General features: G+C 46.4%; 25 protein-coding genes. 7 read left to right on the forward strand and 18 right to left on the reverse strand.

Annotated features, from left to right (window positions below):
• The first annotated feature begins 1 nt into the window (after position 1).
• Positions 2-211, forward strand: coding sequence for a KTSC domain-containing protein (locus UM402_RS11985; RefSeq protein WP_322295345.1), 210 nt, complete (start codon positions 2-4; stop codon positions 209-211).
• Positions 212-287: 76 nt separating this feature from the next.
• On the opposite strand, the gene UM402_RS11990 is transcribed toward UM402_RS11985, so the two are convergent.
• The 4 genes from UM402_RS11990 to smrA form a co-directional block, all read right to left on the reverse strand.
• On the reverse strand, positions 288-3,632 hold the full coding sequence (locus tag UM402_RS11990) for an N-6 DNA methylase (protein WP_322295346.1): 3,345 nt from the start codon (positions 3,630-3,632) through the stop codon (positions 288-290).
• A gap of 126 nt (positions 3,633-3,758) precedes the next feature.
• On the reverse strand, positions 3,759-5,009 hold the full coding sequence (locus tag UM402_RS11995) for a tyrosine-type recombinase/integrase (protein ID WP_322295347.1): 1,251 nt from the start codon (positions 5,007-5,009) through the stop codon (positions 3,759-3,761).
• A gap of 190 nt (positions 5,010-5,199) precedes the next feature.
• Positions 5,200-6,063: a YicC/YloC family endoribonuclease gene (locus UM402_RS12000; RefSeq protein ID WP_058578499.1), complete on the reverse strand. Its 864-nt coding sequence runs from the start codon at positions 6,061-6,063 to the stop codon at positions 5,200-5,202.
• Positions 6,064-6,072: 9 nt separating this feature from the next.
• Positions 6,073-6,660, reverse strand: a complete 588-nt coding sequence (smrA, locus tag UM402_RS12005) for a DNA endonuclease SmrA (RefSeq protein WP_058578500.1) — start codon at positions 6,658-6,660, stop codon at positions 6,073-6,075.
• Positions 6,661-6,796: 136 nt separating this feature from the next.
• Between smrA and rph the strand changes: the two genes are divergently transcribed.
• Positions 6,797-7,510, forward strand: coding sequence for a ribonuclease PH (rph, locus tag UM402_RS12010; protein WP_058578501.1), 714 nt, complete (start codon positions 6,797-6,799; stop codon positions 7,508-7,510).
• 28 nt (positions 7,511-7,538) lie between these two features.
• Entirely contained in the window at positions 7,539-8,183 is a 645-nt protein-coding gene (gene pyrE / locus UM402_RS12015) for an orotate phosphoribosyltransferase (RefSeq protein ID WP_058578502.1), read from the forward strand.
• Here pyrE and UM402_RS12020 read toward each other — a convergent pair.
• The gene (locus UM402_RS12020; RefSeq protein WP_058578503.1) at positions 8,180-9,841 is read right to left on the reverse strand and encodes a cyanophycinase; all 1,662 of its coding nucleotides are present in this window, start codon (positions 9,839-9,841) and stop codon (positions 8,180-8,182) included. The two genes, pyrE and UM402_RS12020, sit on opposite strands and share 4 nt — an antisense overlap.
• Positions 9,842-9,989: 148 nt before the next feature.
• On the opposite strand from UM402_RS12020, the gene UM402_RS12025 reads away from it, so the two are divergent.
• Positions 9,990-11,303, forward strand: a complete 1,314-nt coding sequence (locus UM402_RS12025) for a hypothetical protein (protein ID WP_058578504.1) — start codon at positions 9,990-9,992, stop codon at positions 11,301-11,303.
• Here UM402_RS12025 and trmL read toward each other — a convergent pair.
• Positions 11,281-11,745 (reverse strand): tRNA (uridine(34)/cytosine(34)/5-carboxymethylaminomethyluridine(34)-2'-O)-methyltransferase TrmL, encoded by a 465-nt coding sequence (gene trmL, locus UM402_RS12030; protein ID WP_058578505.1) that lies wholly within the window; start codon positions 11,743-11,745, stop codon positions 11,281-11,283. The two genes, UM402_RS12025 and trmL, sit on opposite strands and share 23 nt — an antisense overlap.
• A gap of 70 nt (positions 11,746-11,815) precedes the next feature.
• Here trmL and UM402_RS12035 point away from each other — a divergent pair, with 70 nt between their 5' ends.
• A complete protein-coding gene (locus tag UM402_RS12035) occupies positions 11,816-12,730 on the forward strand; it encodes a cation diffusion facilitator family transporter (protein WP_058578506.1) in 915 nt (304 codons plus the stop codon).
• Here UM402_RS12035 and UM402_RS12040 read toward each other — a convergent pair.
• The 6 genes from UM402_RS12040 to glnA form a co-directional block, all read right to left on the reverse strand.
• Complete coding sequence (locus UM402_RS12040) at positions 12,672-13,697, reverse strand: alpha/beta hydrolase (protein WP_058578507.1); 1,026 nt, start codon at positions 13,695-13,697, stop codon at positions 12,672-12,674. The genes UM402_RS12035 and UM402_RS12040 overlap by 59 nt on opposite strands.
• Positions 13,698-13,711: 14 nt before the next feature.
• Positions 13,712-15,061 carry a HAMP domain-containing sensor histidine kinase gene (locus UM402_RS12045; protein WP_322295348.1) on the reverse strand — a complete coding sequence of 450 codons (1,350 nt, stop codon included), beginning with the start codon at positions 15,059-15,061 and terminating at the stop codon, positions 13,712-13,714.
• On the reverse strand, positions 15,058-15,738 hold the full coding sequence (locus UM402_RS12050; protein WP_058578509.1) for a response regulator transcription factor: 681 nt from the start codon (positions 15,736-15,738) through the stop codon (positions 15,058-15,060). Before UM402_RS12050 ends, UM402_RS12045 begins: the two co-directional genes overlap by 4 nt.
• A gap of 75 nt (positions 15,739-15,813) precedes the next feature.
• Complete coding sequence (gene ntrC, locus UM402_RS12055; RefSeq protein WP_058578510.1) at positions 15,814-17,232, reverse strand: nitrogen regulation protein NR(I); 1,419 nt, start codon at positions 17,230-17,232, stop codon at positions 15,814-15,816.
• Entirely contained in the window at positions 17,225-18,283 is a 1,059-nt protein-coding gene (gene glnL, locus UM402_RS12060) for a nitrogen regulation protein NR(II) (protein ID WP_058578511.1), read from the reverse strand. Before glnL ends, ntrC begins: the two co-directional genes overlap by 8 nt.
• Before the next feature lie 71 nt (positions 18,284-18,354).
• The gene (gene glnA / locus UM402_RS12065; protein ID WP_053953368.1) at positions 18,355-19,764 is read right to left on the reverse strand and encodes a glutamate--ammonia ligase; all 1,410 of its coding nucleotides are present in this window, start codon (positions 19,762-19,764) and stop codon (positions 18,355-18,357) included.
• A gap of 338 nt (positions 19,765-20,102) precedes the next feature.
• Here glnA and typA point away from each other — a divergent pair, with 338 nt between their 5' ends.
• On the forward strand, positions 20,103-21,941 hold the full coding sequence (typA, locus tag UM402_RS12070) for a translational GTPase TypA (protein WP_058578512.1): 1,839 nt from the start codon (positions 20,103-20,105) through the stop codon (positions 21,939-21,941).
• A 77-nt stretch (positions 21,942-22,018) separates the two neighbouring features.
• On the opposite strand, the gene trhA is transcribed toward typA, so the two are convergent.
• Both trhA and UM402_RS12080 read right to left on the reverse strand, forming a co-directional pair.
• On the reverse strand, positions 22,019-22,684 hold the full coding sequence (gene trhA, locus UM402_RS12075) for a PAQR family membrane homeostasis protein TrhA (protein ID WP_058578513.1): 666 nt from the start codon (positions 22,682-22,684) through the stop codon (positions 22,019-22,021).
• Positions 22,681-22,959, reverse strand: a complete 279-nt coding sequence (locus UM402_RS12080; protein ID WP_058578514.1) for a DUF3081 domain-containing protein — start codon at positions 22,957-22,959, stop codon at positions 22,681-22,683. Before UM402_RS12080 ends, trhA begins: the two co-directional genes overlap by 4 nt.
• A 176-nt stretch (positions 22,960-23,135) precedes the next feature.
• Between UM402_RS12080 and UM402_RS12085 the strand changes: the two genes are divergently transcribed.
• Positions 23,136-23,750 carry a TetR family transcriptional regulator gene (locus UM402_RS12085; RefSeq protein WP_058578515.1) on the forward strand — a complete coding sequence of 205 codons (615 nt, stop codon included), beginning with the start codon at positions 23,136-23,138 and terminating at the stop codon, positions 23,748-23,750.
• Between the two features lie 6 nt (positions 23,751-23,756).
• Here UM402_RS12085 and UM402_RS12090 read toward each other — a convergent pair whose 3' ends face one another.
• The 4 genes from UM402_RS12090 to UM402_RS12105 form a co-directional block, all read right to left on the reverse strand.
• Positions 23,757-24,281 carry an NADPH-dependent FMN reductase gene (locus UM402_RS12090; protein ID WP_058578516.1) on the reverse strand — a complete coding sequence of 175 codons (525 nt, stop codon included), beginning with the start codon at positions 24,279-24,281 and terminating at the stop codon, positions 23,757-23,759.
• A 15-nt stretch (positions 24,282-24,296) separates the two neighbouring features.
• The gene (locus tag UM402_RS12095) at positions 24,297-24,935 is read right to left on the reverse strand and encodes a DUF2959 domain-containing protein (protein ID WP_058578517.1); all 639 of its coding nucleotides are present in this window, start codon (positions 24,933-24,935) and stop codon (positions 24,297-24,299) included.
• A complete protein-coding gene (locus UM402_RS12100) occupies positions 24,935-25,174 on the reverse strand; it encodes a hypothetical protein (RefSeq protein WP_053953375.1) in 240 nt (79 codons plus the stop codon). Before UM402_RS12100 ends, UM402_RS12095 begins: the two co-directional genes overlap by 1 nt.
• A gap of 119 nt (positions 25,175-25,293) precedes the next feature.
• Positions 25,294-26,010 (reverse strand): SDR family NAD(P)-dependent oxidoreductase, encoded by a 717-nt coding sequence (locus UM402_RS12105; protein WP_058578518.1) that lies wholly within the window; start codon positions 26,008-26,010, stop codon positions 25,294-25,296.
• Between the last annotated feature and the right edge of the window lie 49 nt (positions 26,011-26,059).

Consider the following 26,059-nt stretch of genomic DNA (forward strand, 5'->3'; position numbering starts at 1 on the left):
TATGAACAGAGATTATGTTTCATCATCGAACGTGGTATCTATTGGTTATGACGACACAACCGAAACTTTAGAGGTAGAGTTTCTAAGTGGGGCTGTCTATCAATATTATAATGTACCTAGAGCTCTCTATGACGAGCTTATGAGACAGGGCTCGAAAGGTCGTTTCTTACACACCTATATAAAGAATGCCTACCCTTACTCTCGAGTTTAAATCATATCGATAGTCAAAAAGAGACTTATAGCTTAGTTGCTTATAAGTCTCTCGAGGACTTTAAACCCGTCAAGCGCTAGTCAGCAATTAGTAACTTCTTTACAATGTCATTTATCGATTCAAGAGTAGCTTGTTCTTCAGCTTCTACTTGCTCGCCCTGACTGCGGCGAATATATAGTTCGTGAGCAGTCTTAGACAACTTGGACAGTTCTAGATGTCTCCCGTCACTCGGATCAAACAAATCCAAATTAATCGGAGGGTTAATTTTGAATGACCTAGAGTCACTGGATCTGAGAATATAGTTCGATACAATTTCACTGTTAAAGTAGGCACATATGTAATGTGCTTCTGCTTCAGAAATATAGCTACCATCAGGTCGTTGGGTTATTGTTACTGCGTGATTCTGGAAAACAGGCCTCTTATTTTCACCCCATGGAGTTCTCAATTTCGATACTACAGTTGCTCCCCATTTCGTATTGTCTCTGAATGCAACAAAATAGTCAGCATATGAGTATTCACCAACTCTAGCTAAAGAATAAAACTCTGTTGCATGCTTACTACCGATTATTCGGGCGTTATATTTAGTCTGGCTTTCAAAATACCCCTTGTTCTTGTTGAAGTAACGCATCAGTTCCGGTGAGTTTGTACTCAGTTCTCTGAGTGAAACTGGCGATCTACTTCCGTCGTTATAAGGAAACGGTACAACTATGTTGGACGGTTTCAAGCCAAAACGTTCGATTTGAACTCCTTTAACGAGAGGGCAAAGGTAATTCTTTTCAATTAAAACCGTTTGTTGAGAGACTTTATGTTTGGAGCGACTGTTCTGAATATTGGTCGCGTAAACTTTTTTATTTCTTTCAGGCTTACTTTCATCAACCTCCAATAGAAACAATTCTTGAGGGTAAATTTCAACTCCCTCTCGCCCTTTGTATTGGTTCGAACCAGCTAAACGCTTAGTAAGTTCAATATCGTTTTCGTTTTCAAAATACGTAAAGCTCGTCGAGTCGTCTCTTAGTTTTACTGCTAAACCTTTCTTAACATTGAATACACTTTTAACATTATCAAAGCGTGTCTCATGAGAATAATCGCCTAAGCTTCCTATTCCATTTCTCGCGTTTGTTCTCTTCTTTTCAAAGAAAGTCACCGGGACGCCTGTAGAATAGTCCACCGCTTTATGAGAAATAACGTAAGTAAGAAACTTCTGTTGAACTGGCCTAAACGGATGGCCTGCCTTAGTCCAGTTATAAACACGATTAAAAAATAGCTCCTTGTCGCCTTCGTTAACTGGTAAACGCCTAAAGCCCTCATACGATTGCTGAAATAAAATAGTTTCAGGCATCAAAAATGCTAAAGCTCCATCTTCAGACAACCAGTTTTGCGCCGTAACACTAGTTATGAGGGCACAAATGTTGAGGTTAATGCCTCCAGTAACCGAATCTCCCGAAAATAAGTTTTTCGAAATACATATACTTTTAATCTCTTCCCTATACCCCTGAGGCAAGTTTTTCCAGTCTATCCACGGCGGGTTCCCGACTATTAAATCGAAGCGACCTAAATTATAAGTTGTTAGAAAATTACAAATTATCCGAGCCCAAATTCCATCCCAGTGCTCTCGTTGAAGGCCTACTAGCTGTTCACTAAGGTGATTAATAGCCTCTCGAACTTGATTAGTTCTCTCGGACTTGGAACATGCAGCTATTAATGTTCCTGAGACACCCTCTATGTCCTCATTTTCGATAAAGATTTCGAGTGCGGACATGATTTTAGAAAAATTTTCTAAGTCAGATAAAATTCCTTTAGGTAGGCGGATATCAATTGGACCTTTCTCGGTATTTATAGAGTAGTGAACACACTCTACATCGCCTATGCTACAAGATCTCGGCAGGTTAGCTGAATTACCTAAGAATACAGGAACATCAAACTGACTACTGTTATCAACCAAGTGTGCGATATTAATAAAATAATTTATGCGAGCTGTCAGCGTCGCAAGAGGATTAAGGTCGAGCCCTTTTACACGTTGCAATACTTGCCTTAACTTCTCTGCTGGTGTCTCGTGTTCCAGCTCCTCAAGAACCATTCGTATACAAGTCGTCAAAAAGGTTCCGCTGCCACAGCATGGATCTAACGCTCTCCAACCATTACCTACGGATGTTTCTCCCAATGCAGCTTTTACCGTATGATCAGCGAGCCATGGAGGAGTGTAGAACTCTCCAAGACTATGACGTACTTTATCGGGGATTACACCTTGATAAAGGTCTTTAAATAAATCTTGCACTTGGTCACTAGAAAATACAGTTTGATTTTCATATTCTAATAAAACTGAAAAAACCTCTCGTATTACCCCAGCAAGTTCTTCAGTCCATTGCTCTTGTGTGCTGTACCACGCAAAGAAATCACCCTCTAATAAATTACCAAATCCTTCGCTTCTAAAAAGTGACCCTGACTCGAGGTTTTCCATATGTGAACGCAGAGCCTCTTTGCCAGCCTCAGCGAGGCTCTCGAAAGAACTGCTACCCGACGTTCCTCTAATCTCTAAAAGAGTCTTATTAGCAATGATTTTGACTATTATCGCATAGGCTGTTTGAATTGAATAAAGTGCCAAGTACTCTGTTACGTTATCACCCTGAGCTATTTTAGTATCGAGAGCCTTGGCTAGAGATTCTCTTCTTTGTTCAATAGTTTTTTGTTTGGACTCGTCATCGTGAGCTAACCGAAATAATGCTTGCCATTCGGTAAATAACATACGCGTGCGACCGGTAGCTGAACTTTTAGAAAGAGAAAATAGTTTTTGGCTTAAACGGCTAGCTAATCCTCCTCTTTGACAAAAAGTATCTACTAAGTTTTTAGCAGTCAGGGCCTTCTTTTCCGTCGACAGAGCGCCTCGTATTATTTTGGTAAGGTGCGTCCCGTTGAGTGCCTCAAAATTGGTTTCCGACTCAACAATATCATTATTCATAATAATGAATTTTATTTTGAGCCCGTCAGTTAGAACCCCAATGTTTGACTGTGATTCGTTCGGCAGGTGCTCCAGATAGTTTTTTAGCTGTCCAACCGCATCTTGACGGTCCTTGGGGCTCGATAGCGCTGAGTGGTGCTTATACTCCAACACTAGTGTTCCGATTCGAGAGTCAATACGACCTTTTTTGATGTGCCTTTTGGTGCTTATCGACTCCTCTTTTATGGGTTCAAACTGCATGCCGAGCTCAGAAGTCATGAAGCCATAAAGCTTAAGCTCGAAATTCGTAGCCATAGTAGCTTCATTTACAGATTTTTCGGAAGCCCGAACGATATCATCAGCTATTGCTTTTATCTTCTGACAGTATTCAGGGGTTTCGAATATTTTCTCTAACATCAACTTTCGCAAACTCATATTTAATTTCTCAAATTCTATTGATTCTTCTGCTGCATTAAGCTCTTCCAAGCTAGTCTCGCATGATACTGTCAAAAAAAATGCACTTTACACACAGGTGAGGAACGCAGCAACCTTATCAGCTTCAAGCTAAATAATTGCACTTTCAAAGAATGAACTATCTGTTACTGACGTCACCTAAAGCAAACCACTAAGTGCTAGTGATAATTCACTCAATGCTCGCTTCCTGTCTTCAAAATAATCATGCCGATCGTAAACTTGTTCAACTCCCTTAAGCTTATGATTTAGGCACCGTTCAGCAACGTGCCCCGGCACTCCGATACTAGCCAAAAGGGTTCGGCATGTCCTGCGTAAATCATGCACTCTGAAGTACTCCATATCGCCCATCAGATTAGGAGGGTTGGTATTTTTGCCTGGCTCATAACCAAACATCTTTCCAATCGCACGGTTAAGAGTGTCAGGCCCCATATGTGGCCGTTTAGCCTGTCTTCTGCTTGGCAAAACGTATTCAGAGCCTGCCGAGCGTGTCTTAAGCTCTGTAAACATTTCTAAGGCCAGATCTGGTAAGGGAATGGTTAGACCTACCCCCGACTTACTTCTCTCTTTAGGTAGCTCCCAGACCGCCTTATCCAGATCAAATTCATTCCACCTAGCTTCACATAACTCGGACTTACGAACTCCCAACAAGACCAGCAAAGCACATGCCAGGTAATTGTCGCGGGTAAATATATGCTGATTCTCGCGGAAGGTTTTAAAAGCTAGCCTAACTTCCTCTAGTGTCAATGCTCTATCTCGGCTCTTCTCGATCCCACCGGCGTCCGTCACCTGGAATGCACTCGCTGGATTAGCTCCTACTACATCGATTTTGATGCCGTGGTTAAATAGCTGCTTACAATACAAGAGTGCATCGTTGGAGATAGTCGGACGCCCAGAGTCATTGATTGTCTTAATTACTCGGCGGATATCACGGGCAGTAACTTGGTCAACGTTTAGTGCCCCAATATGAGGTGAGATATCCTTCCGATAGACCCTCTCGGGAATTTTCCAATGCTTCAAGCGGCTTTTATTTTCTTCGTGCCAATCCTTGAACAGGTCATTTACCGTTTTAATTTCCTCTTCTTCAGCACGTTTCTTTAGAGCGATCGGGTTTTGGCCTTCTCTAACCTGCCGCTTCTTAAGAGCAGCTTCCAGTCTGGCCTCAGCTGCCGATAAGTCAGGGTAACGACCAAGCGTCATCTCATGACGCTTTTTATTGTAAGTGAACCGAAGCATCCAGTATGGCTTTCCTGGGGCCTCTACTTTGCCACTCCCATCCTCATTCTTTCTCACCGACTTCGGAACAACAAAATATAAGCCATCACCATCGTGGTGACGCCCAATCTTCTTCTTAGCTAACGCCTTTAGCTGCGTATCTTTGAAATTACCCATTGTGCTAATTCCCAAAGGAAATTTTTAGTTACCCACCACTTTAAGTTATTAGGATACTAGCACACCCACCATATTACCCACCAATTAAAACTGCTTTAGGACGAAAAACGACGAACTAAAACGAATAAAGCAATCAGCCAAAACCCTTATACAAAAGGTCTTTTAGAATGTAAATAAAACAAGGCGAATATCATTCGATGTTTTGGATCTGCTCCCGCATTTGCTCTATCAAGACCTTAAGCTCCACTGCGGCGGCGGTGATATCGGCGTTAATCGATTTAGAGGCCAGCGTGTTTGCTTCGCGGTTGAACTCTTGCATCATAAAGTCCAGGCGACGTCCGCAGGGGCCGCCTTTTTTCAGTATTTTTCGGGCTTCTTCTACGTGGGCATCCAGTCGGTCTAGCTCTTCGGCAACGTCGACTTTTTGCGCTAGCATAATCATTTCCTGCTCAATGCGCTGCGGGTCAAGTTCTATTTTAGCTTCTTCAAAGCGGGTTAGTAAGCGCTCACGTTGCCACTGGAGCACTTCTGGCATGCGCTCACGAACAAAGGCGACTTGTTTACTAACGCCATCCAGACGTTCTTGCAGCATTTTATCAATAGCCGAACCTTCGCTTTTACGGTTCTCTATGAACTCAGCAATAGTCGCATCCAGGGCTTTCAGTACTTCTTTTTGCAGAGCGTCGGTGTCTTGCTCGTCCGCGTTCACTACGCCGGGCCACTTCAACACATCAATTGGGTTTAACTGGCCTGCCGCCGAATGCTGACTCACCCACTTAGCGCTGGCAATAACGCTTTTCGCAAGCTCTTCATTGATAGACAACTCGCTTTGACGCGTTTCATCGATATGCACGTATAACTTGCATTCAACCTTGCCGCGCTGCAGATTTTTCCGAAATTTATCGCGCAGTGCGTTTTCCAGCGAACGAAAGTTTTCCGGCAAGCGGAAAAAGGTCTCCAAATAACGCTGGTTTACCGAGCGGACTTCCCATGTTGCGGTGCCCCAGTCAGCTTTATGTTCGTAGCGAGCGTAGCCCGTCATACTTTGAATCATTGTATTTCCTTATTTTTTCGCGTGCTTTTCGCGATTTTTCTGTTTCTGTTCGGCGTTTTTCTTCATCATAATGTACACGGCACCGCGGCCGCCGTGCGGCCGTTGCGCGCTATGAAACGCAAGCACTGGCGGCAATTCACGCAGCCATTTATTCACATAGCTTTTTATCAGCGCCGGGTGTGGTTTTGAATGCTTACCCATACCGTGAATCACCAGAGCCGTTCTTACACCCGCCGCATGGCAGTCCTGCACAAAATTAAATAATGCTGTGCGCGCTTCCGCTAACGAGTGATGGTGCAAGTTCAGGCTTGCTTCCATAGTATAGCGGCCTTGCTTCAGGCGCTTGAATACACCAGCCTGAACACCGTCGCGGTGAAACTCTATGGCTTCATCTGGCTCCACTAAATCGACATATTCAGTCGACAAGAAGTTAGCATTCTCTGCTTCTTCAGCTTCTGCTGCCCGGCGCCGCTCTTTCTGCGCCAATGTTGGCTCAAAAGCCTGCTTAATATCAGCGACTTCTTCACCGGCTAACGGCGTTACATCCGTCATTTCCTGACGAAACAGCTCAAATTCTTCATCATCTGAACGCGACATACCGCCTCCCGTCCATTTATTTTGCTACGTCTAGTGTAATACGTTGTCGACGGAATCGCGATCCATTAATCGTGCAATTCTGCTACAATTGCGTTCAATTTCTTACACAGCGACATTCACTCAAAAAGGAGATGACATGCGTCCAAGTGGCCGTACGGCACAACAAATTCGACCGGTAACCATTACCCGTAACTTCACCAAACACGCTGAAGGCTCAGTATTAATTGAGTTTGGTGAAACCAAAGTTCTTTGCAACGCCTCTGTTGAAAAAGGCGTTCCCCGCTTTTTAAAAGGCAAAGGTCAGGGTTGGGTCACAGCCGAGTACAGCATGTTACCGCGTGCCACACATACCCGCTCTCAGCGTGAAGCATCGCGTGGTAAGCAAGGTGGACGCACCTTGGAAATCCAACGTCTTATTGGTCGTTCATTGCGAACTTGCGTCGACTTAGCGGCGCTGGGCGAGAATACGATTACGGTCGACTGTGACGTTATTCAGGCTGACGGTGGTACACGTACCGCGTCTATTACCGGCGCTTGTGTTGCCTTAGTCGACGCTCTTAACTGGATGCGTAGCCAGGGCATGGTTAAGGTGAACCCGTTAAAAGAGATGGTTGCAGCTATTTCGGTAGGCATTTTAGATGGCGACCCGGTCAGCGACTTAGAGTACGTTGAAGACTCAAAAGCCGACACCGACATGAACATTGTTATGACTGAAGCCGGCAAATTCATCGAAATTCAGGGCACTGCCGAAGGCGAAGCCTTCAGCTTTGATGAAATGAACAGTCTGGTCGATATGGCGCGCCATAGCATCCGCGAGCTTATCGATATTCAGAAAAAAGCTTTAGCCTAGTGTCAGTAATAGTTCAGGAAGTTAACGAATGAAAGCGTATCAAAAAGAGTTTATTGAATTTGCGATTGAGCGTGGTGTTCTTAAGTTTGGCGAGTTTACATTGAAGTCGGGTCGCACCAGCCCATACTTCTTTAACGCCGGACTTTTTAATAAAGGTTCAGACTTGGCTCGCTTAGGTCGCTTTTACGCAGAGGCCCTGGTCGACTCAGGTATCGACTTTGACGTTTTATTTGGCCCGGCTTATAAGGGCATTCCTATTGCCACGGCAACCGCTGTTGCACTTTACGACCAGCACAACCAAGACACACCTTACTGCTTTAACCGAAAGGAGAAAAAAGACCACGGTGAAGGCGGCAACTTAGTGGGCTCTGCGCTGGAAGGTAAAGTAATGCTGGTGGACGACGTGATTACCGCCGGTACAGCTATTCGCGAAGCAATGGATATTGTTCAAGCCAATGGCGCAGAACTTTCGGGAGTATTAATTGCTTTGGATCGTCAGGAAAAAGGCAAAGGCGAGCTTTCAGCTATTCAAGAAGTTGAACGCGACTTTGGTGCAAAAGTGGTTAGCATTGTCAGCCTGAACGATGTCATCACCTTTTTGAAGGATGACAACACGTTCAAAGAATATCTACCAAAAGTTGAAGCTTATCGCAGCGAGTTTGGCGTAGCCTAGAGCTTCTCTTCAGGCTGATAGGCGATGCCGATGCTACCGTTCACTATCTGGCATTCTCCGCCTGCAGCCTGAACACGGCTCGACTCACCTTTTTGCGCAACCAGTCGGTAACTCTTATTTAATAAGCTGACTTGGTTGCGCTCTCCACACAGAATACGCATAGAATCGATTAAGCCGCGATCTCTCAGGAAGTTCGTTGTAGGTGCTGTTTGCACAACGTTATCACTTTCCGCGAACTCAGTCGTTTGCAGACCAAATGGCGAAATCACACCGGAAGCGCCCGCCACCAGGTAATGAAAGGTTCCTGCCACTGCGCTGTCGGTTGACTGAGCATTTTCAACAAAGAACACACCGCGCTCACCATGAATCTCAAACGCACCTGATTCTAAATTCACGGTCATTGAGGTTTCTTCATCAACGCCTAATGACAGTGGCGTTGATGTTTCAGCGGCCAGCCTTAACAAACGGCCGTGACGACCGTTACCCGACATTGCCCAGTCAACGGTCGCAAAATGGAACAGGCTCATACCACCTAATGGATGATACGTCAGTGTATCCGGCCCGGTATTCGGTGGACAGGTCGTGTCTAAGTCACAACCATGCAGTGGTGGATCAGAGGCAAGGGCTCCTGACTTAATAGCTTCGGCAGTTGTTCCGTTAGATATCATAGGTTTGGACGTCATTACTGCTGCGCCAGCGCCGACACCACCAATGACCAGCTCTTTTTGCTGAACTAAAGTGACAATTTGCTTCAGTTCATCCGATATTTGGTTGTTGCTTTTTACAAATGTCGAACGCGTAAAGTTGGCGTTGCCATCATTGATAAATACCGCATCCGCTTCTGCCAACATGTCCTTAGTTGCTGCTGGATTTTTACAAAACTCGACTTGTTTTTCGTAGTCCTCGCGGTAAACACGATCACGCTCGTAAGCGCCCTGACTCTCTTTTTGTATCTCTGCTAATTCTTCACAGCGGCCTTCACGGCGTGCTTTTATAACCGCAGAATCAAGTGGCAGCCATTTCGCTTTGGCGCCGAGTTGCTCGAATACGCTGGTGTAAAAGTCAATTTCTGCATAAGGGTCACGCGACGACGACGTTAAAAAGTAAATAGTGGGCTGCTCATCATCTGAAACAGTTTCAGCCATACCCACAAACTGACGGTAAATAGCACGCGATTCACCAGACAAGTTATCCTCTAAATTCACCATCTCGGCCATATTGTCCGGCACCGGCATTTCCAGTAAATCGATAATGCGATTCCACTCAGCATCCGACAAACTGTTATACAGCTGCTGGGTTGCGCGACGCGTAAACTCTCTTAAGAACACACGCTCCGGGACAATATCTTCCTTAATACGATCATGAATCAGTGCTAATGCATCAATAACTTCTTTTCGGGTTTCTTCGCGGTAAGTTGGCCAAACCGACTCTGCCGTTGCTTTCGAACGAAATTTCTTAGAAATATTCAGGTAACGGTCTGTGCGCATGGTGTCTCTGTCTATCCAGTCGGCGTCATCGCATTTATCCGATGCCATACTCGAACACACAGACATACCACCGCCCGCCAGCATTACATGACGGTAGCTATCTTCGTTAGCATGCGCAGTACTAAAAGCTAACGAAAATACAGTACCTAAAAACAACAACGATTTGACCATAAAAAACTCCGATAGGATAACAACGTCTGAAACGCTAGAGATTCTGACTGTGTGTGTCAACAAACGTTCGTAAATACTCCATTTATTATAGTTAGTATTCGCTGTTATACTAGGTCGCTGTTGTTCGCGTTCAGGTTATTTTTAACTTATGAAACTCATCGTCCGGGCAGCGTTGTTAACGCTACTCACTGCATTATTTTCAGGGGTCTTAATGGCCCAGGAAAAGCTCACCTTTCGTGCGCCGGACGAGAGTGCCTTTACCAATTATGTCACGGCAGTGCTTGAAGAAGCGTACCGTGAACTCGGTATTCAACTTGAGTACATTGAGCTGCCTCGAATCCGTGGCGAGCAACTGGCGGCTGAGGGTACTATTGCCGGAGAGTTGGGCCGAACACCATCACTGGAAGACAAACGCCGTGAATTACGTCGCGTGCCTTTCCCGTTATTTACTTTCGACGTAGTTGCGGTAACTGACCGCCGTCGTTGTGGCTTCTGTCGTCCCGGCAATTATGAAAGCCTGGCTTATGTCAATGGCATGGACGCCATCACCAAAGTCGTTAACGACCTCGCTGAAACGCCATCTGTCGTAACCCCAACAGATTTAGAGCAAGTGGTGAAACTGGTTGAGGCTGGCCGGGTAGATGCAGCCTTTATGGCAGACTTTCAATACCAGGGGTCTTCACTGAGCAGCAACCCCAACTTTATTATTCACCAGCTTTCTATCGAACAAGGTTTTCATTACCTTAACGAAGAGCATGCCCGGCTTATTCCACAGCTGACTTACCAGTTACAAAAGCTAAAAGAAAGTGGTCGTATCGAAGAGCTGCAAAAGGTCTATGGGGTGTATGCAGAAAAACCAGCCCAGCCACTTGATGCATCTAAGCCAATTGTTGTTTTGGGTCCTGTCCAAAAAGGGCTGACTAACGCAGACGGCACAGGTGTACTTTGGGCATTTGCAAAACAGGTTTTTCCGCAAATGGCGGCTCAACTACACCCGGTTGTAACCAGTTGGCAGCGCGCTAAACAGATGATTCAAGAGGCCCGTGCTGATGTGCTTTTAGGGGTGCGCGCCAATCAAAACATTGAGAACATAACGCTGTCGAAATACCACATCGGTTATGACGACAGTCTGTATTTGTTCATGTTAGAAGAAGAAAACGAAGGACCTATTTGTGTATCAGGCCCACGATTCATTGAAGATCTCGTCGATACACAACGTCCGTTCTACCGCGCAGACAGCTCTCTCGATTGCTTTGCGTTGCTGGATATGGAACGAGTAAACGGCGTTGTCGACTACCGGGATAACCTGCCAGACTGGACGGAAAAACCCTACAAACAACAATTAATCGCTGAGCCGAGCCCGTTATTTGTCGCCTTTCCTGACACACAACGGGGTCGTTCGTTAAAGCAAGCGTTCGACAATTACCTGTTTAGTAACGTTAACGAGCCCCCTCAAAATTAAGCTGCCGCCAAGCTTCATAGGCAAAGATAGCGACCGAATTCGACAAGTTTAAGCTTCGGCTTGTATCAGCCATAGGTAACCGCAGCCAGTTTTCTGATGGAAAGGTTTCCAGAACGGACATTGGCAGCCCGCGAGTCTCAGGACCAAATAGCAACACATCGTTAGTTTGATACTGCACATCGGTATAGCGTGTTTTGCCTTTCGTCGTACAGGCAAAAATGCGGTTATGCTCAACATCGGACAGAAACGCCTGCCAATTCTCGTGAATGTTCACATTAGCAAGGTCGTGGTAATCCAGACCGGCACGACGGACTTTTTTCTCATCGAGTTCAAAACCCAGCGGCTTAATTAAGTGAAGTTGCATACCGGTGTTAGCCGCTAAGCGTATGACGTTGCCGGTATTAGGCGGAATTTCAGGCTCAAATAAAACTAAATGCAGCATCGCTCATTTTCATCGCTTTTAGAAAAACGGTAGAATAGCAGAATATTTCTTTTTAATGTGTGCCTAAGCCGTGCCAAAGCAGAAAAATTATCAGCAAAATTACTCTTTTTGGGTTCGTTTAGCCAGTGCTTCATCGGTTGTTGTGGCGGCTACCCTTATTGCTATAAAACTGTTTGCCTGGTTGCAAACTGAGTCTGCCAGTATGCTGGCCTCGTTAACAGACTCCATTCTCGACAGCGGCGCTTCTATTTTCAGTTTTTTTGCCATTCGCTATGCGCTCCAGCCGGCTGACGAAGAGCATCGCTTTGGTCACGGTAAAGCCGAGTCATTAGCGGCTCTCGCACAAAGTGCCTTTATTGCCGGTTCCAGCATGTTGCTAGTTTTTCACAGTGTGCAGCAGCTCATTCAGGGCGGCAGCGTTCCGAAAGCTGGTTACGGCATCATTGTTTCTATTATCGCCATACTTATTACAGCGGTTCTTATCACTATTCAACGCATTGCTATACGACAAACGCAGTCACAGGCAATTCAAGCGGACAACTTGCACTACCAGTCTGATATTCTGCTGAATTTGGCCGTCATTGTCGCTCTTATGCTAACCAGTATGGGATGGTTTTGGGCAGACAGCGTATTCGCCATTGGCATTGCGGTATACCTTATAATTGGTGCTATAAAGATTGGCTGGGACGCGTTCCAGTCATTAATGGACAGAGAGCTGTCTGAGGAACACCAAAAACAAATTGCTGAAGCAACCATGTCGGTTGACGGGGTTAAGGGTTTCCACGGCTTAAGGACTCGTGAGGCGGGTCCGGTTCGCTTTATTCAGCTTCACATTGAGCTCGATAACAGTTTATCGCTGCTGCGCGCCCACGCCATTGCGGATGACGTTGAAGCTGAACTGATGAAAGCCTTCCCGGGAGCCGATATTATTGTGCACATGGACCCTGAGATTGTTGCAATAGTGGAAGGGTCTGCTCAACGATAGCGTTCAAAACGAGCGTTCGATAACAGTCTTTTTCCATCATCAATTCGTGATACGCCCCTTCTATCGTCCTAAAAGTGAAGTGGCCTTCTGTTGCTTTTGCTGCCACTGCTAACTGCCCTGTTTTCGAAACAACTTTGTCGGCGCCGGCCCGAAATAGCGTCACCGGTATGTTTATTTCATTGACGACGTCCTGCGCAGCCTCCGAAGCTTTTATCGCCTCATACAACCAATTAAATGTTGGACCTCCAAGCTGCACACTAGGCTGAGCCTCATATCCGTCACGAAAAGCATCGTATCGTGCCGGGCTTTGCGTCAAGACATTATCCTCAAAAGCAATACGCTGATAATTCTTCATGCCCAGAAAATACCAGGGTCTCGCAAACCAGCGGTTAAGACGCGCTCCGACACTCACGACAAGCTTCGCTAAGCTGTACGGCACACCGCCTGTATCAATTGAGAACATAGGAGCTGATAAAATGAGCGACCGATAACTATGCTTATAGTTAGCGCAATAAAGCGTAGCTATGGTGCCCCCCATCGAGTGAGAGAACAGGGTTTTCGGCACATTGCCAAACTCTTTCTCAATTTCATCGTTAAACCGTGCAAAATCACGGACAAAATCATCAAAACTGTCAACGTGACCCTGATGTGGATTGTCTGTCAAACGGTTCGACAAACCCTGTCCTCGGTGGTCGATAGCAGTGACTGAGAATCCGTACTGTGCCAGCTCCCAGAATAATTCTTGATACTTTAACGCAGACTCAATGCGACCCGGGCTAATAACAACCAGCGGCGCTTCTGGAGTATGTTTATAAGAGGCATAGTGCAACGTTAAGCCGTCGTCACCTTTAAAATACTTCGACTCAACCTTTGTGTCCCAAAAAGGCACAATAGTGTCATCAAAAAAGGCTCGCCAATTCGGCGAGTCATCGGAAGGCTTTTGTTTAAGAGGGTCGTTTAGCGACATGCGTGCTGCTCAAATTACCGTTTTGGCAATTCTAGCACGACTTCCAGTCCACCTTCAGGGTGGTTTTTAGCGGTGAGGCTGCCACCGAGGACAACCGCTGTTCTTTGGCTGAGAGCAAGACCTAAACCAACACCCGCTTTATGGTGACGGGCAGGATCACCACGGTAAAACGGTTCAAATAGCTTAACAAGTGTCGACTCTTCCACACCCGGGCCGTGGTCGCGTATTATCACACACATATTGTCGCGACCTACTTCGCAAGACAGTTCGACCTTATCTTCGGTGTAATGCAGGGCGTTTCTCACAATATTTTCAAGCGCCAGACGGAAAAGCTCTGCATCAGTTTCAATCTCTGGCCAGGCATCTCCAAGCTTCACTAAGCGCTCTTCTACCTCTGGTTTTTGATAGCACATATCGTTAATAAGCTGCTGGACCAATTCGCCACTGTCCAACGCTTCCTTGTTCAACTCGATGAGTCCATTTTCCAGGCGGGAAAGCGACAAAATACGCTCGATGATAACGCTTAAACGTTCGGTGTCCCGGCGCAGTTGCTGCCAGTTAGGATCATCCCCATGCGCATCGGTTTCGGTTAAATCCAACGCCACTTGCATACGCGCCATTGGGGAGCGCAGCTCGTGAGATACATCACTTAATAGTCGCCGCTGGGCATCTCGCGACTTGGCTAAGTCCAACGCGGTTTGCGACAAGGCTCGCGCCAGCTCACCCACTTCATCCCCCCGCTTTGGCAGTCGCTTCAAGTCGGGCTTTGCACTGCCTTTTGCCACTTCTCGCATACCTAATATCATTCGGCGAATAGGGCGAATAAGCCAAATACCTAACAAAATAGCGAGCACACCACTGCCGATAATTACGGTCAGTGCCCGCGCCTGCATCGACTCTTGCTCAAGTTGCTCTTTATCGACGTATTCCTCAGGACCTAACGGCCGCGTGACCAATATTTTATTGCCATTAAGCTCAAAAGGTCCCATTAACAGCCGTTCATCCAAAGGGATTTGCTGCGGCTGCTCCTGCCCAAGCATGCGTAGTAACGTTGAGCCATGTTTAATGCGCAGTAATTCATCCATTAAAAGCTTTTCGCTGCCGGTATTGGATAGTTGAGCAGCCACGCGGTAGTCGCCAGCAATGAGTCTGCCTGGCTGAAGAGAGTGAAAAGTGAGAGCATCACTGAGCAAAGGTTGCAGGGTTTGGTATATTTCAGGTTTAAGCGGAGAGAGCTCCGCCTTAGGTTTGTTCCATATCGCAAGCAGGTAGCCACTGGCGGCAGTAACCGACAGCAGCGCCCAGAAAACCAGCAGCAACCTTAAGGTTAATGACCGATACCACCGCGTGCGTCGTGTTTTCATAGACTCGCAAGTAAGCGATACCCACGACCACGAATGGTTTGAATACGATCCGGTTTGGTCGGTAATTTTTTGCGGATATTACTAATGTGAACATCGAGACTGCGGTCGAAAGGCTCCATCTTACGGCCTAAAGCCGCCACTGACAGCTGATCTTTACTGACCATGTGTCCAGCCTGTTGCATTAAGCAGCGTAAAATATCGAACTCTGTGGGCGTCAGTATCAGTTCTGAGCCGTCACAATGAACCTCGGTGGTTGCAGGATCCAAATTAATACCGCAAACGGACAACTTCTCGCTTTGCATTGTGGTATTTGGCGTGCGGCGCAGCAATGCTTTTACCCGGGCAACCAGTTCACGCGGATTAAAGGGTTTAGGCAAGTAGTCATCGGCACCCAGCTCAAGACCCATAACACGATCTTCGTCGTCGCCGCGAGCGGTCAGCATTAAAACAGCAGTATCACGATGTTGCTGGCGCAGGCGTTGCAACAACTGCATACCGTCAATGCCCGGCAACATAACGTCCAGCAATATGAGTTCGTAGTCACCATTGAGGGCTTCATCGAGCCCTGTGACCCCATCTTCAGCGGTCGTCAGATCAACAGATTCACGTTTAAACAACTCCGTCAGCATGACGGACATTTCGCTGTCATCATCAATGAGTAGTACTGAATGTCTCATAACTTGTTGTTCTCTCCAGAAATAAATTCATGATCCAAAATGACCGCTCAATATACGACCCAATTTACAGAACTTTTACTTTAGCAGGTTTTTCCGTTTTCGGGTGAGTGTATTACGCCCCCAACCCAACCATAGCGCGGCTTTTTGTTTATGCCCATCAAAACGGGCTAACGCATGCTCTAAAGCAATTTGTTCGAGTCGGCGCTGGTACTGAGTCAGTACGTCAGTATTATCATTGGGTATTGTAGCCAGCTCATCGCTTAATAGACTCAGCCAACTGCTCAAAGTTTCACTGTTCGTTTCCGTTGTTGACTCAGACTTAATATCGCCGTTATTCACAATATCGTCCGGCAAGTCATCCACGCCCACGCGTTGACCGGGAGCCATAACAGTTAACCAGCGACACGTATTTTCCAGCTGACGAACGTTGCCCGGCCAGCGGTATCTTTTTAGTGTCGTCACAGCATCTTTAGACAGATTTTTCACCGCCACATTGAGTTCATTTGCAGCACTTTCTAAAAAATGCTCGATCAGTTTAGGGATATCATTTTTCCGTTCACGCAATGGCGGTAGTTTAAGCCGAATGACATTTAATCGATGATACAAATCGTCCCGGAACTGACCTTTAGCAACCAGCGCTTCCAATGATCGGTGTGTTGCTGCAATGACCCTAACATCGACCTCTACGGGTTGATGTGCCCCCACCGGATAAAATTGTCCTTCAGCAAGTACGCGCAGTAAACGAGTTTGCACTGACAGCGGCATATCACCTATTTCATCCAAAAAAAGCGTGCCACCATTGGCTTGTTCAAAACGTCCCATGCGTTTTTTATCAGCGCCGGTAAATGCACCGCGTTCATGCCCAAACAACTCAGATTCAATGAGATCAGCTGGAATGGCCGCCATATTCAGTGCGATAAAAGGCTTATCTGCTCGCGGACTGTGTTTATGTAATGCTCGCGCAACAAGCTCTTTACCCGTCCCTGTTTCTCCCGTTAACAGCACACTCACGCTGGATGACGACAATCGCCCAATGGCACGAAATACGTCCTGCATAGCAGGCGCTTCACCAATAATCTCAGGTACTTTTGCGGTTCTAGCTTGCTGCGAACCTTGTTTATTTTCAGCCGCATGCCGTAGTGCGCGGTCTACCGTTGTCAGCGCTTCATCAATATCAAACGGCTTAGGCAAATACTCAAACGCACCGCCCTGAAAGGCTTTGACTGTCGTATCTAAGTCAGAGTGAGCAGTCATAACCACCACCGGCATATCAGGGTGGCTTTCTTGCAACTTCTCAAGCACTACTAACCCGTCGTCACCGGGCATGCGAATATCCGTCATTACCACAGTGGGCTGAGCCTGCTCAAGTTCGCTAAAAAATGTAGCGCTGTCAGAAAAAGTACGTACATGATAACGACTGTTTGCAAAAGCCTTTTCCAGCACCCAGCGAATGGACTCATCGTCATCAATTATCCATAAACTTGCGTCAGTCATTTCCTGTGCCCTCACTCACATAAGGTAAATAGACAGAAAATTGAGTACGTCCCGGTTCAGAGCTGACCTCAATTTTGCCTTTATGCTGGTGCACAATGGTTTGTGCCAGAGACAGTCCCAGCCCCGTACCCTCTGCTCTGCCGCTAACTAACGGATAAAACAGGGTGTTACTAAGCTCGTCAGAAATGCCAGGACCATTATCGATAAAGTGAACCACAGCGCATTGCCGGTAACGCTCTCCGAAAAGCGTTAACTGATGCTCAACTCGGGTTCTTACAATGAGCTTCCCTTTGCCGTTCATCGCTTGGGCTGCATTTTGTGCAATGTTTAAAAACACCTGCTCACAGCTTTCTTCGACAATCATAATATCCGGCAATGACGGGTCGTAGTCGCGAACAATGTTCAGTGCATCGCCGTATTCATAAGACAACGTCTTCGCCACGCGCTCCGTTATTTCATGCACATTGACCCGTTCTCGCTTGCCGGGCTTCATAGGGCCTAACAGGCGATCGACCAAAAAACGCAAACGGTCAGACTGACTGATAATTAAGTCCGTGTATTCTTTTAAATAATCGTCGTTCAGCTCACGCGCCAGCAGCTGTGCCGCACCGCGTAGTCCGCCTAATGGGTTTTTTATTTCATGCGCCATACCGCGCAATAAATGCTGGGTAGCAAACAATTGGTTCCGCTGCTGGTCTTCCTGATTAATGCGGCGCAGTTGGTCCGCCTTGCGAAGCTCCATCAACAACAGTGTTTGACCGTCATCCTGAATGGTCTGAATGCACACATCGACGGTAATTCGATGCCCTGAATGCAAAGCGAATTCCGCATCCGTATTGAGCACTCTTTGCTCATAATGAAAGCAATTGGCAATGGTTTCACTGGCTAACGAGCACTGAAAAAAAGCCGTCGAGAAAGGCTCTCCAAGCAGACGCTTCGCACTATGATCAAATAGGGACTCCGCTGCCGAATTAACGTAACGAATAGTGAGGCTCTCGTCTAAAGCGAGTATCCCGGTCAGCAGCTGATTAATTAATGAGTTAATGTTCACAAGGGAAGATTAGCTTATGCACCATGTTGGTGCAAATAAAAAGGGCGGTATAAACCGCCCTCTAAAGGTTGTTAAACACTGTAGTACATGTCGAATTCAACAGGGTGTGTTGTCTTCTTCAGTGTTTCAACTTCGTTGTACTTCAGACCAATGTACGCATCGATCATGTCATCGTCCATGACCCCGCCTTGCTTCAGGAAGTCACGGTCTTTATCTAATGCTTCCAGCGCCATTTCCAACGAATGACAAACGGTCGGAATATCTTTTGCCTCTTCCGGTGGCAAGTTATATAAGTCCTTATCCATTGCATCACCCGGGTGAATCTTGTTACGAATACCGTCAAGACCAGCCATAAGTAGCGCAGTGAAACATAGGTAAGGGTTCGCGCTAGGGTCAGGGAAGCGTACCTCAATACGACGGGCTTTAGCGCTAGACACCAACGGAATACGAATGGACGCTGAACGGTTACGCGCGGAGTAAGCCAGCATAACCGGCGCTTCAAAACCAGGAACCAAACGTTTATATGAGTTCGTTGATGCGTTTGCGAAGGCGTTAATCGCGCGAGCATGCTTAACAATACCGCCAATGTAATACAACGCGGTTTCACTCAAACCAGCGTACTGATCACCGGCAAATAGGTTTTCACCGCCTTTGTTCAGTGACATGTGTACGTGCATACCAGAGCCGTTATCACCGACTAATGGCTTAGGCATAAAGGTTGCTGTCATGCCATAAGAGTGCGCGACGTTATGAACAACGTATTTGTACACCTGAAGCTCGTCGGCTTTAGTCGTTAAGGTGTTGAAACGGGTCGCTACCTCGTTCTGACCGGCTGTCGCCACCTCATGGTGGTGCGCCTCAACCACTAAACCCATGTCTTCCATAACCAAACTCATGGTGCCACGAATGTCGTGAGCTGAGTCAACCGGAGGTACCGGGAAGTAACCGCCTTTAACACCAGGGCGGTGCGCCATATTGCCTTCCGAATATTCACGACCCGAGTTCCACTCTGCTTCATCGGCATCAATTTTGTAGAACGAACCGCTCATATCGGTACGGAAACGAACGTCGTTGAACAGGAAGAACTCTGGCTCAGGACCAAAATAAGCTTCATCAGCAATGCCTGAACTGCGCAAGAACTCTTCCGCACGTTTGGCAATAGAGCGAGGGTCACGGCTGTAACCTTGCAGCGTTTCAGGCTCTAAAATGTCGCAACGAATATTCAGGGTCATTTCATCAGTGAACGGGTCTAATACTGCCGACTCGTTGTCCGGCATCAGCACCATGTCTGATTCATTAATACCTTTCCAGCCCGCAATTGACGAGCCGTCAAACATTTTGCCTTCTTCAAAGAAGTCGTCATCGATTTGCGACACCGGGATAGTGACGTGTTGTTCTTTACCCTTAGTATCGGTAAAGCGTAGGTCGACGAATTTTACGTCGTTTTCTTTAATGGTATCGAAAATCTTATCAGCTGACATGTTGTCCTCCAGTAGACAGCGTCTTTTTAAAAGTAACAGGCACAGTATAGCAAAGCTTATGCCAATTTACTTTCCTTTATAAATCAAAAGGTTGCTTAAAATCATTTATTTCGCACCAACAAATTCGCACCACTATAGCCCATTACGCACCATGACGGTGCAAAAGTTCACAGTAAGTCTCGAAACTATTGTCCGATTATTCAGTAAAAATAGCGAACAAAAAACAATCAGGTCTTTTTTAATAGAGTCTAAGAAGGTAGAATACGCCGCTATTTTTCATAAACCCCCGTCGGAAGGGTTGGGTTTACACTCACTACCGACAAACACAGGCTTTCTTAATGACAACTCAGGCATTTGATATCAATAAGCTTCGCAACATTGCGATTATTGCGCACGTAGACCATGGTAAAACCACACTGGTCGACAAACTACTTCAACAATCTGGCACCTTAGAAAGTCGTGGTGAGCTCGAAGAGCGCATCATGGACTCTAACGATCTGGAAAAAGAACGCGGCATTACCATTTTGGCAAAAAATACAGCCGTTAACTGGCAGGATTACCGCATCAACATTCTGGACACTCCTGGACACGCTGACTTTGGCGGTGAAGTAGAACGTGTATTATCAATGGCTGACTCCGTATTGCTGGTGGTCGACGCTGTTGACGGTCCTATGCCGCAAACTCGTTTCGTTACACAGAAAGCGTTCGAGCACGGTTTAAACCCAATTCTTGTCATCAACAAAATCGACCGTCCCGGCGCTCGCCCTGACTGGGTCATGGACCAAGTATTCGACTTGTTCGATAACTTAGGCGCTACTGATGAGCAATTAGACTTCCCAGTGGTTTACGCATCAGCTCTAAACGGTTGGGCGACTCGTGAAGAAGAAACGGTTGGCGACAACATGACACCGTTGTTCGAAACTATCGTTAACGAAGTTAGCCACCCAGACGCAGACCCTGACGCTGACTTACAGATGCAAATTTCGCAGCTGGATTACTCTAGCTACCTTGGCGTTATCGGTATTGGTCGTGTGACTCGCGGTAGCGTGAAAGTCAACCAACCGGTGACCATTGTCGGTGCTGACGGCAAAGAGCGTAGCGGTAAAATTGGTAAAGTATTTAACTACCTCGGCCTTGACCGCATTGACGCTGAATCAGCGCATGCAGGCGACATTTGTGCGATAACCGGTTTGGGCGAACTGAAAATTTCAGATACCGTTTGTGCTGTTGGCGCAGCTGAAGCAATGAAACCGCTAAGCGTTGACGAACCAACGGTTACCATGACGTTCCAGGTCAACACCTCTCCGTTCGCGGGTAAAGAAGGTAAATTCGTTACTTCACGTCAAATTCTTGAGCGTTTACAGCAAGAGCTGGTTCACAACGTAGCGCTTCGCGTTGAAGAAACGGATAACCCGGATAAATTCCGCGTATCAGGCCGTGGTGAATTGCACTTAGGTGTATTAATCGAGAACATGCGTCGCGAAGGTTTCGAGCTGGCTGTATCTCGCCCGGAAGTTATCATCAAAGAAGAAGACGGTAAGAAAATGGAACCGTATGAGTCTTTGACGGTTGATATCGAAGAGCAGCACCAGGGTTCGGTCATGGAAAAACTTGGCCTACGTAAAGCCGAGATGACAAACATGACACCTGACGGTAAAGGCCGTGTTCGTGTCGACTTCGAAGTACCAAGCCGTGGCTTAATTGGCTTCCAGACTGAGTTCATGACACTGACATCTGGTACTGGTTTGATGTATCACACGTTTGATCATTACGGTCCGCACAAAGGCGGCACTATTGGCCAACGCGTGAACGGCGTACTCATTTCGAACGCACAGGGTAAAGCATTGACTTACGCACTGTTTAACCTGCAAGAGCGCGGTAAATTATTCGCAGCGCACGGCGACGAAGTTTATGAAGGCCAGGTTATTGGTATTCATAACCGTTCGAACGACTTAACTGTTAACTGCCTTAAAGGTAAGCAGCTGACCAACGTTCGTGCTTCAGGTACTGACGACGCTCAAACACTGAGCCCGCCAATTAAGTACACACTGGAGCAAGCGCTTGAGTTTATCAACGACGACGAACTGGTTGAGGTTACGCCTGAATCTATCCGTATTCGTAAGCGTGCTTTAACAGAAAACGAGCGTAAACGCCTTGGCCGCGAGTCAAAAGGCTAAATAGAGTTTAGCAAATAAAGAAAGAGCCCCGCTTTGAATGCGGGGCTTTTTGTATCTAACGCTTTGTTTACCTAAGCCTAACTGGCTGCCATCATTTCTGGTTGCGGCAAAACAAAATAGAAAATAGAAAAGAAGTGAAAAATACTGCCCGCTAAGACAAACAAATGCCAAATAGCATGATGGTAGGGCAGTGACTTCCTGACATAAAAAATAACGCCGAAAGTATAAGCCAGCCCTCCTGCTACCAACAGCATTAAGCCACCAAAATCGACATTATCTATCATGGGTTTTATTGCAATAAGCGCCATCCACCCTAAACCTAAATATAAGCTTAGTGACAGCCATTTAATGGGTTTGGTCATAGCCAGTTCAAGCACAACCCCGACTATTGCTATGCCCCAGACTATGCCCAATAACGTCCAACCCCAGGCGCCACGTAAGTTTATCAGTGCAAAGGGTGTATAGGTACCGGCAATAAGAATATAAATAGCCGCATGATCAAGCTGCTGAAAAAGTGCTTTTATCCTTGGCCAGGGAAACGCGTGATAAAGCGTCGAAGCCGTGTAAAGCAAAATAAGACTAGCCCCGTAAATGCTGGCTGCTACCACGTGCCAAGCATCACCATACGCGACGGACCAAAGTATCATGACAACCAAAGCCGCAATGCTTAATACTGCACCGATGCCATGCGTCAATGCATGAGCGACTTCCTCCATTGCTGTATAAGCTTTGTGTTCAGTCATCGTTCGTACCCGGGGGTCTCATAACCGTCAGCAATGTTTTTTACTGCACGAATAAACTTATCGACTTGCGACTCGTTTTCATAGTTCATGTGATACGAGCTATGGAATTGAAGTGTCAGCGTTACACCGTAACCTTCCAAAAAGACCGTATAGCCGTCGTGGTCGGTATAAGCTTCAATGCCATCTAAATAATGACGTCCCTGGCGAGCTTCACCGTGGGTTTGGATTTTCTCATAAGCATCAAGCATTAGTTTTGTGTCTAGCTCATTTTTCATGCCGCACCTCTTCTTATTGAAATGTATACCTTCATTATTGGGGTCTAAAACCATTTCGACAACCAATTTGGAACAAATGTTTGAATTTAGTTGCCTAATCTTTTTACATACACATGTGCATGATTAACCAGAATCCGTTATAATAATGAACGAATGTTAAGTAATTGGAGTTCACAATGGTTAGACGCACAAAAGAAGACGCCATGGAGACTCGCTCTAAATTACTGGACGCTGCAGAAGCCTTGTTCAGTGAAAAGGGCGTAACCCAAACGTCGATGATGCAAGTGGCCGAAAAAGCTGGAGTCACTCGTGGTGCGATATACCATCATTTTGAAAATAAAATGGATCTCATTGAGTCGTTAATGGGGCGCGTTAAGTTGCCTATCGACGAAATGCGCGAGCAAATTTCAGAAACCAGTGAGTTTGAGATTCTTGAAGAAATAAAAGCCCGCTCTAAAGAGTTTTTGGCAAGGGTTCAAAACGAGCCACAGGTACAATCGCTTGCCAGTATACTGCTGCACAAGTGCGAATATATCGACGAGGTTAACCCTATAAAACTTCGCCACGTCAGCGGCCGGAATGAGTGTATTAATGATGTTGAAGGTCTTTTCCAAAAAGCCATAGACGCTGGCGAAATCGCTCAGTCTGTCAATTCAAGAACGGCAGTTATTGGTTTGTTTTCTTTAGTTGATGGGCTCATTTACAACTGGTTACTGGCGCCCGACTTCTTCCCGTTGGTTGAGTACGGCAATACCGCTATAGACACTTATGTCAAAGGATTGCCGCGTTAAACACCACTAAGGTTCATTGCTGTCTCCCTGGCGCAGGAAATTAACCAGAAACTCTTCGTCCATTGAGGCGATAGCACTGTCATTCGCTTTAGGACAGCTTGCACACATAGGTGCCGTCCACGCCCCCACGTTCGCCAGTATGTCACGCAAATGACTGACCGCTCTCAAACCACCTAGGCCACCAGGTGACGCGGCCGCCAGCAGAACGGTTTTATTGCCCCAGGCGCCAATATCAACGCGAGACACCCAGTCAATCGCATTTTTAATTAACGGAGATACCGACGAATTATATTCAGGGCTCACTAACACCACTTTGTCTGCGGCATCAATGGCTTTCGCCAACGCCTGCATCGACTCTGGTACACCTTCTGCTTCTTCCAGGTCCCCATGGTAAATCGGTGCATCCAGCGCGTCGGCGTCGAGCAGCTTATGCTGTATACCATGCTTTTCAGCCACCTCAACTAATCGATGCTTAAGCTTTGCATTCAGTGATTCTTTGCGGCGGCTGCCCCCGATAAATAATACCGTCATACTGTCTCCTAATAATTACTGCTGCATTGACTCAATAAAGCGATTCGATTCCTCGATTGAGGCTTCCATGTCAGCAATTAATGATGAAATGTCATTTTGCAGGCTGTTAAATTCACCACGAATGGCATCTATCGCCTTGGCGTTTAGATTATGCTTCAGGTAAAGCACGTTATCTTGCATTTTATCCAGTACTGGCTGCATTTTGTCGGCAGCCCGTTCCATAACTCGCAGGAGCTCCGCATAACGACGTTCTGTTTCGCGAAGTTGGCGTTCACTTTGGCGGCGCATATTGTCATTACTGTACTCGCCGAGCTCTTCACTCCATTCATCAAATAAGTCCTGAGCTACGTCATCGACCGCATCAATGCGATCTCTTACATCTTCAGCGGCTGCTTTGCTGCTCTCATAATCGTCATTAAGCGCGTTGTAAGTTTTTTCCAGTTCACCGCCTTCAATGTTCAGCATTTCGTCCAAGCGTTCAAAAGCCGACCGGAACTCTTGCTGTGCTTCAGTTTGTGAGTCGCGGGCATCGTCAACGCGGTCAACTAAAATGTCGCGCTTCTCAACGCCAAACTTTTCCATGGTGCCGTAGTAAGCACTTTGACAGGCCGTCAGTGCTACTAAAGCAACTGCCGGAATAATCCACTGTTTCATTAGTCTTTCCCTCTTACCGAGTTAATTAGTCGCTCATCTCGCTTACGTTGTCGATAGTCGTGCACTGCGATAATGGCATGAATAATCGCAATTAAATAAACGATACCTAAGGCACCGACCGAGACAATGAACAAAACCACACCAACCACGGCAATAATGAGGTTAAAAATCGCCTGGAAAATTTTTCCCGTGAACAAAATAGCCAGCGGCGGAAATAAAATCGCTAAAATATAAAGCATAAAAACTCCTTACACTGAAAGGCCTTACTACCAATTAACCGACATTCTCAGCGTAAAAGCAAATAAAGTCTTATCGTCTTCTACCAAACAACTCTCTTATCAGATCAATTATAGCCACATTAATAAGACAGCTCTGTGCCATCCCAATGCCATAGTTTGCCGGTGTCCTCTGGTTGAATTCCTTTGATAACCTTAATGATTCTTTTAGCAGACATTTCCGGTGTGTACAATTTCCCTTCAGGTATCCGGTTTTGAAAGGGTTTGGACAATGCCGTGTCGGTGGTACCAGGGTGAATAGCGGCAACAACCAGGCGCTTATGGGTGCGTTTTAATTCAATGGAAGCGCTCTTTAACAGCATATTTACGGCCGCTTTACTGGCTCTGTATGCATACCAGCCGCCTAAATAATTGTCTTCAATACTGCCAACTTTAGCCGACAACTGAACCCAGAATTTTGTGTGTTTTCTGTCTAAAATTGGGCTGAATGCCTTTAATGCCAAAATTGGCTGAATAGCATTCACATCAAAAAGCTTGCGTAAATTGGCTTCGTTTAAGTCACCCAGTTTCTTTTCCGGGAAAGTCTCTTCGTCGTGCAGCATGCCTATTGTTGAAATAAGCCCCGTCAACTGAAATCCCTGACTTTTAAAGTCACTCACAACGGTATGCAAAGCTGCTTCGCTGTAATCCTTTACCTGTATATGCCGAACGCGCTCGTCTGACAATTTCAGCGCTTTTCTCGATACCGTAACGATAGTTTCTTCGGGGTATTGCTTAGCGAGCTCAGCTGTCAGTGCTTGCCCAAGACCACCGCCGGCGCCCAATATCACCATTGCCATTTCGCGTATCCTAAATCATGATAGTCTTTAATGACTACGCAACGGACAG

Source organism: Idiomarina sp. OXR-189, from assembly GCF_034373425.1.
Lineage (GTDB): Bacteria > Pseudomonadota > Gammaproteobacteria > Enterobacterales > Alteromonadaceae > Idiomarina > Idiomarina zobellii.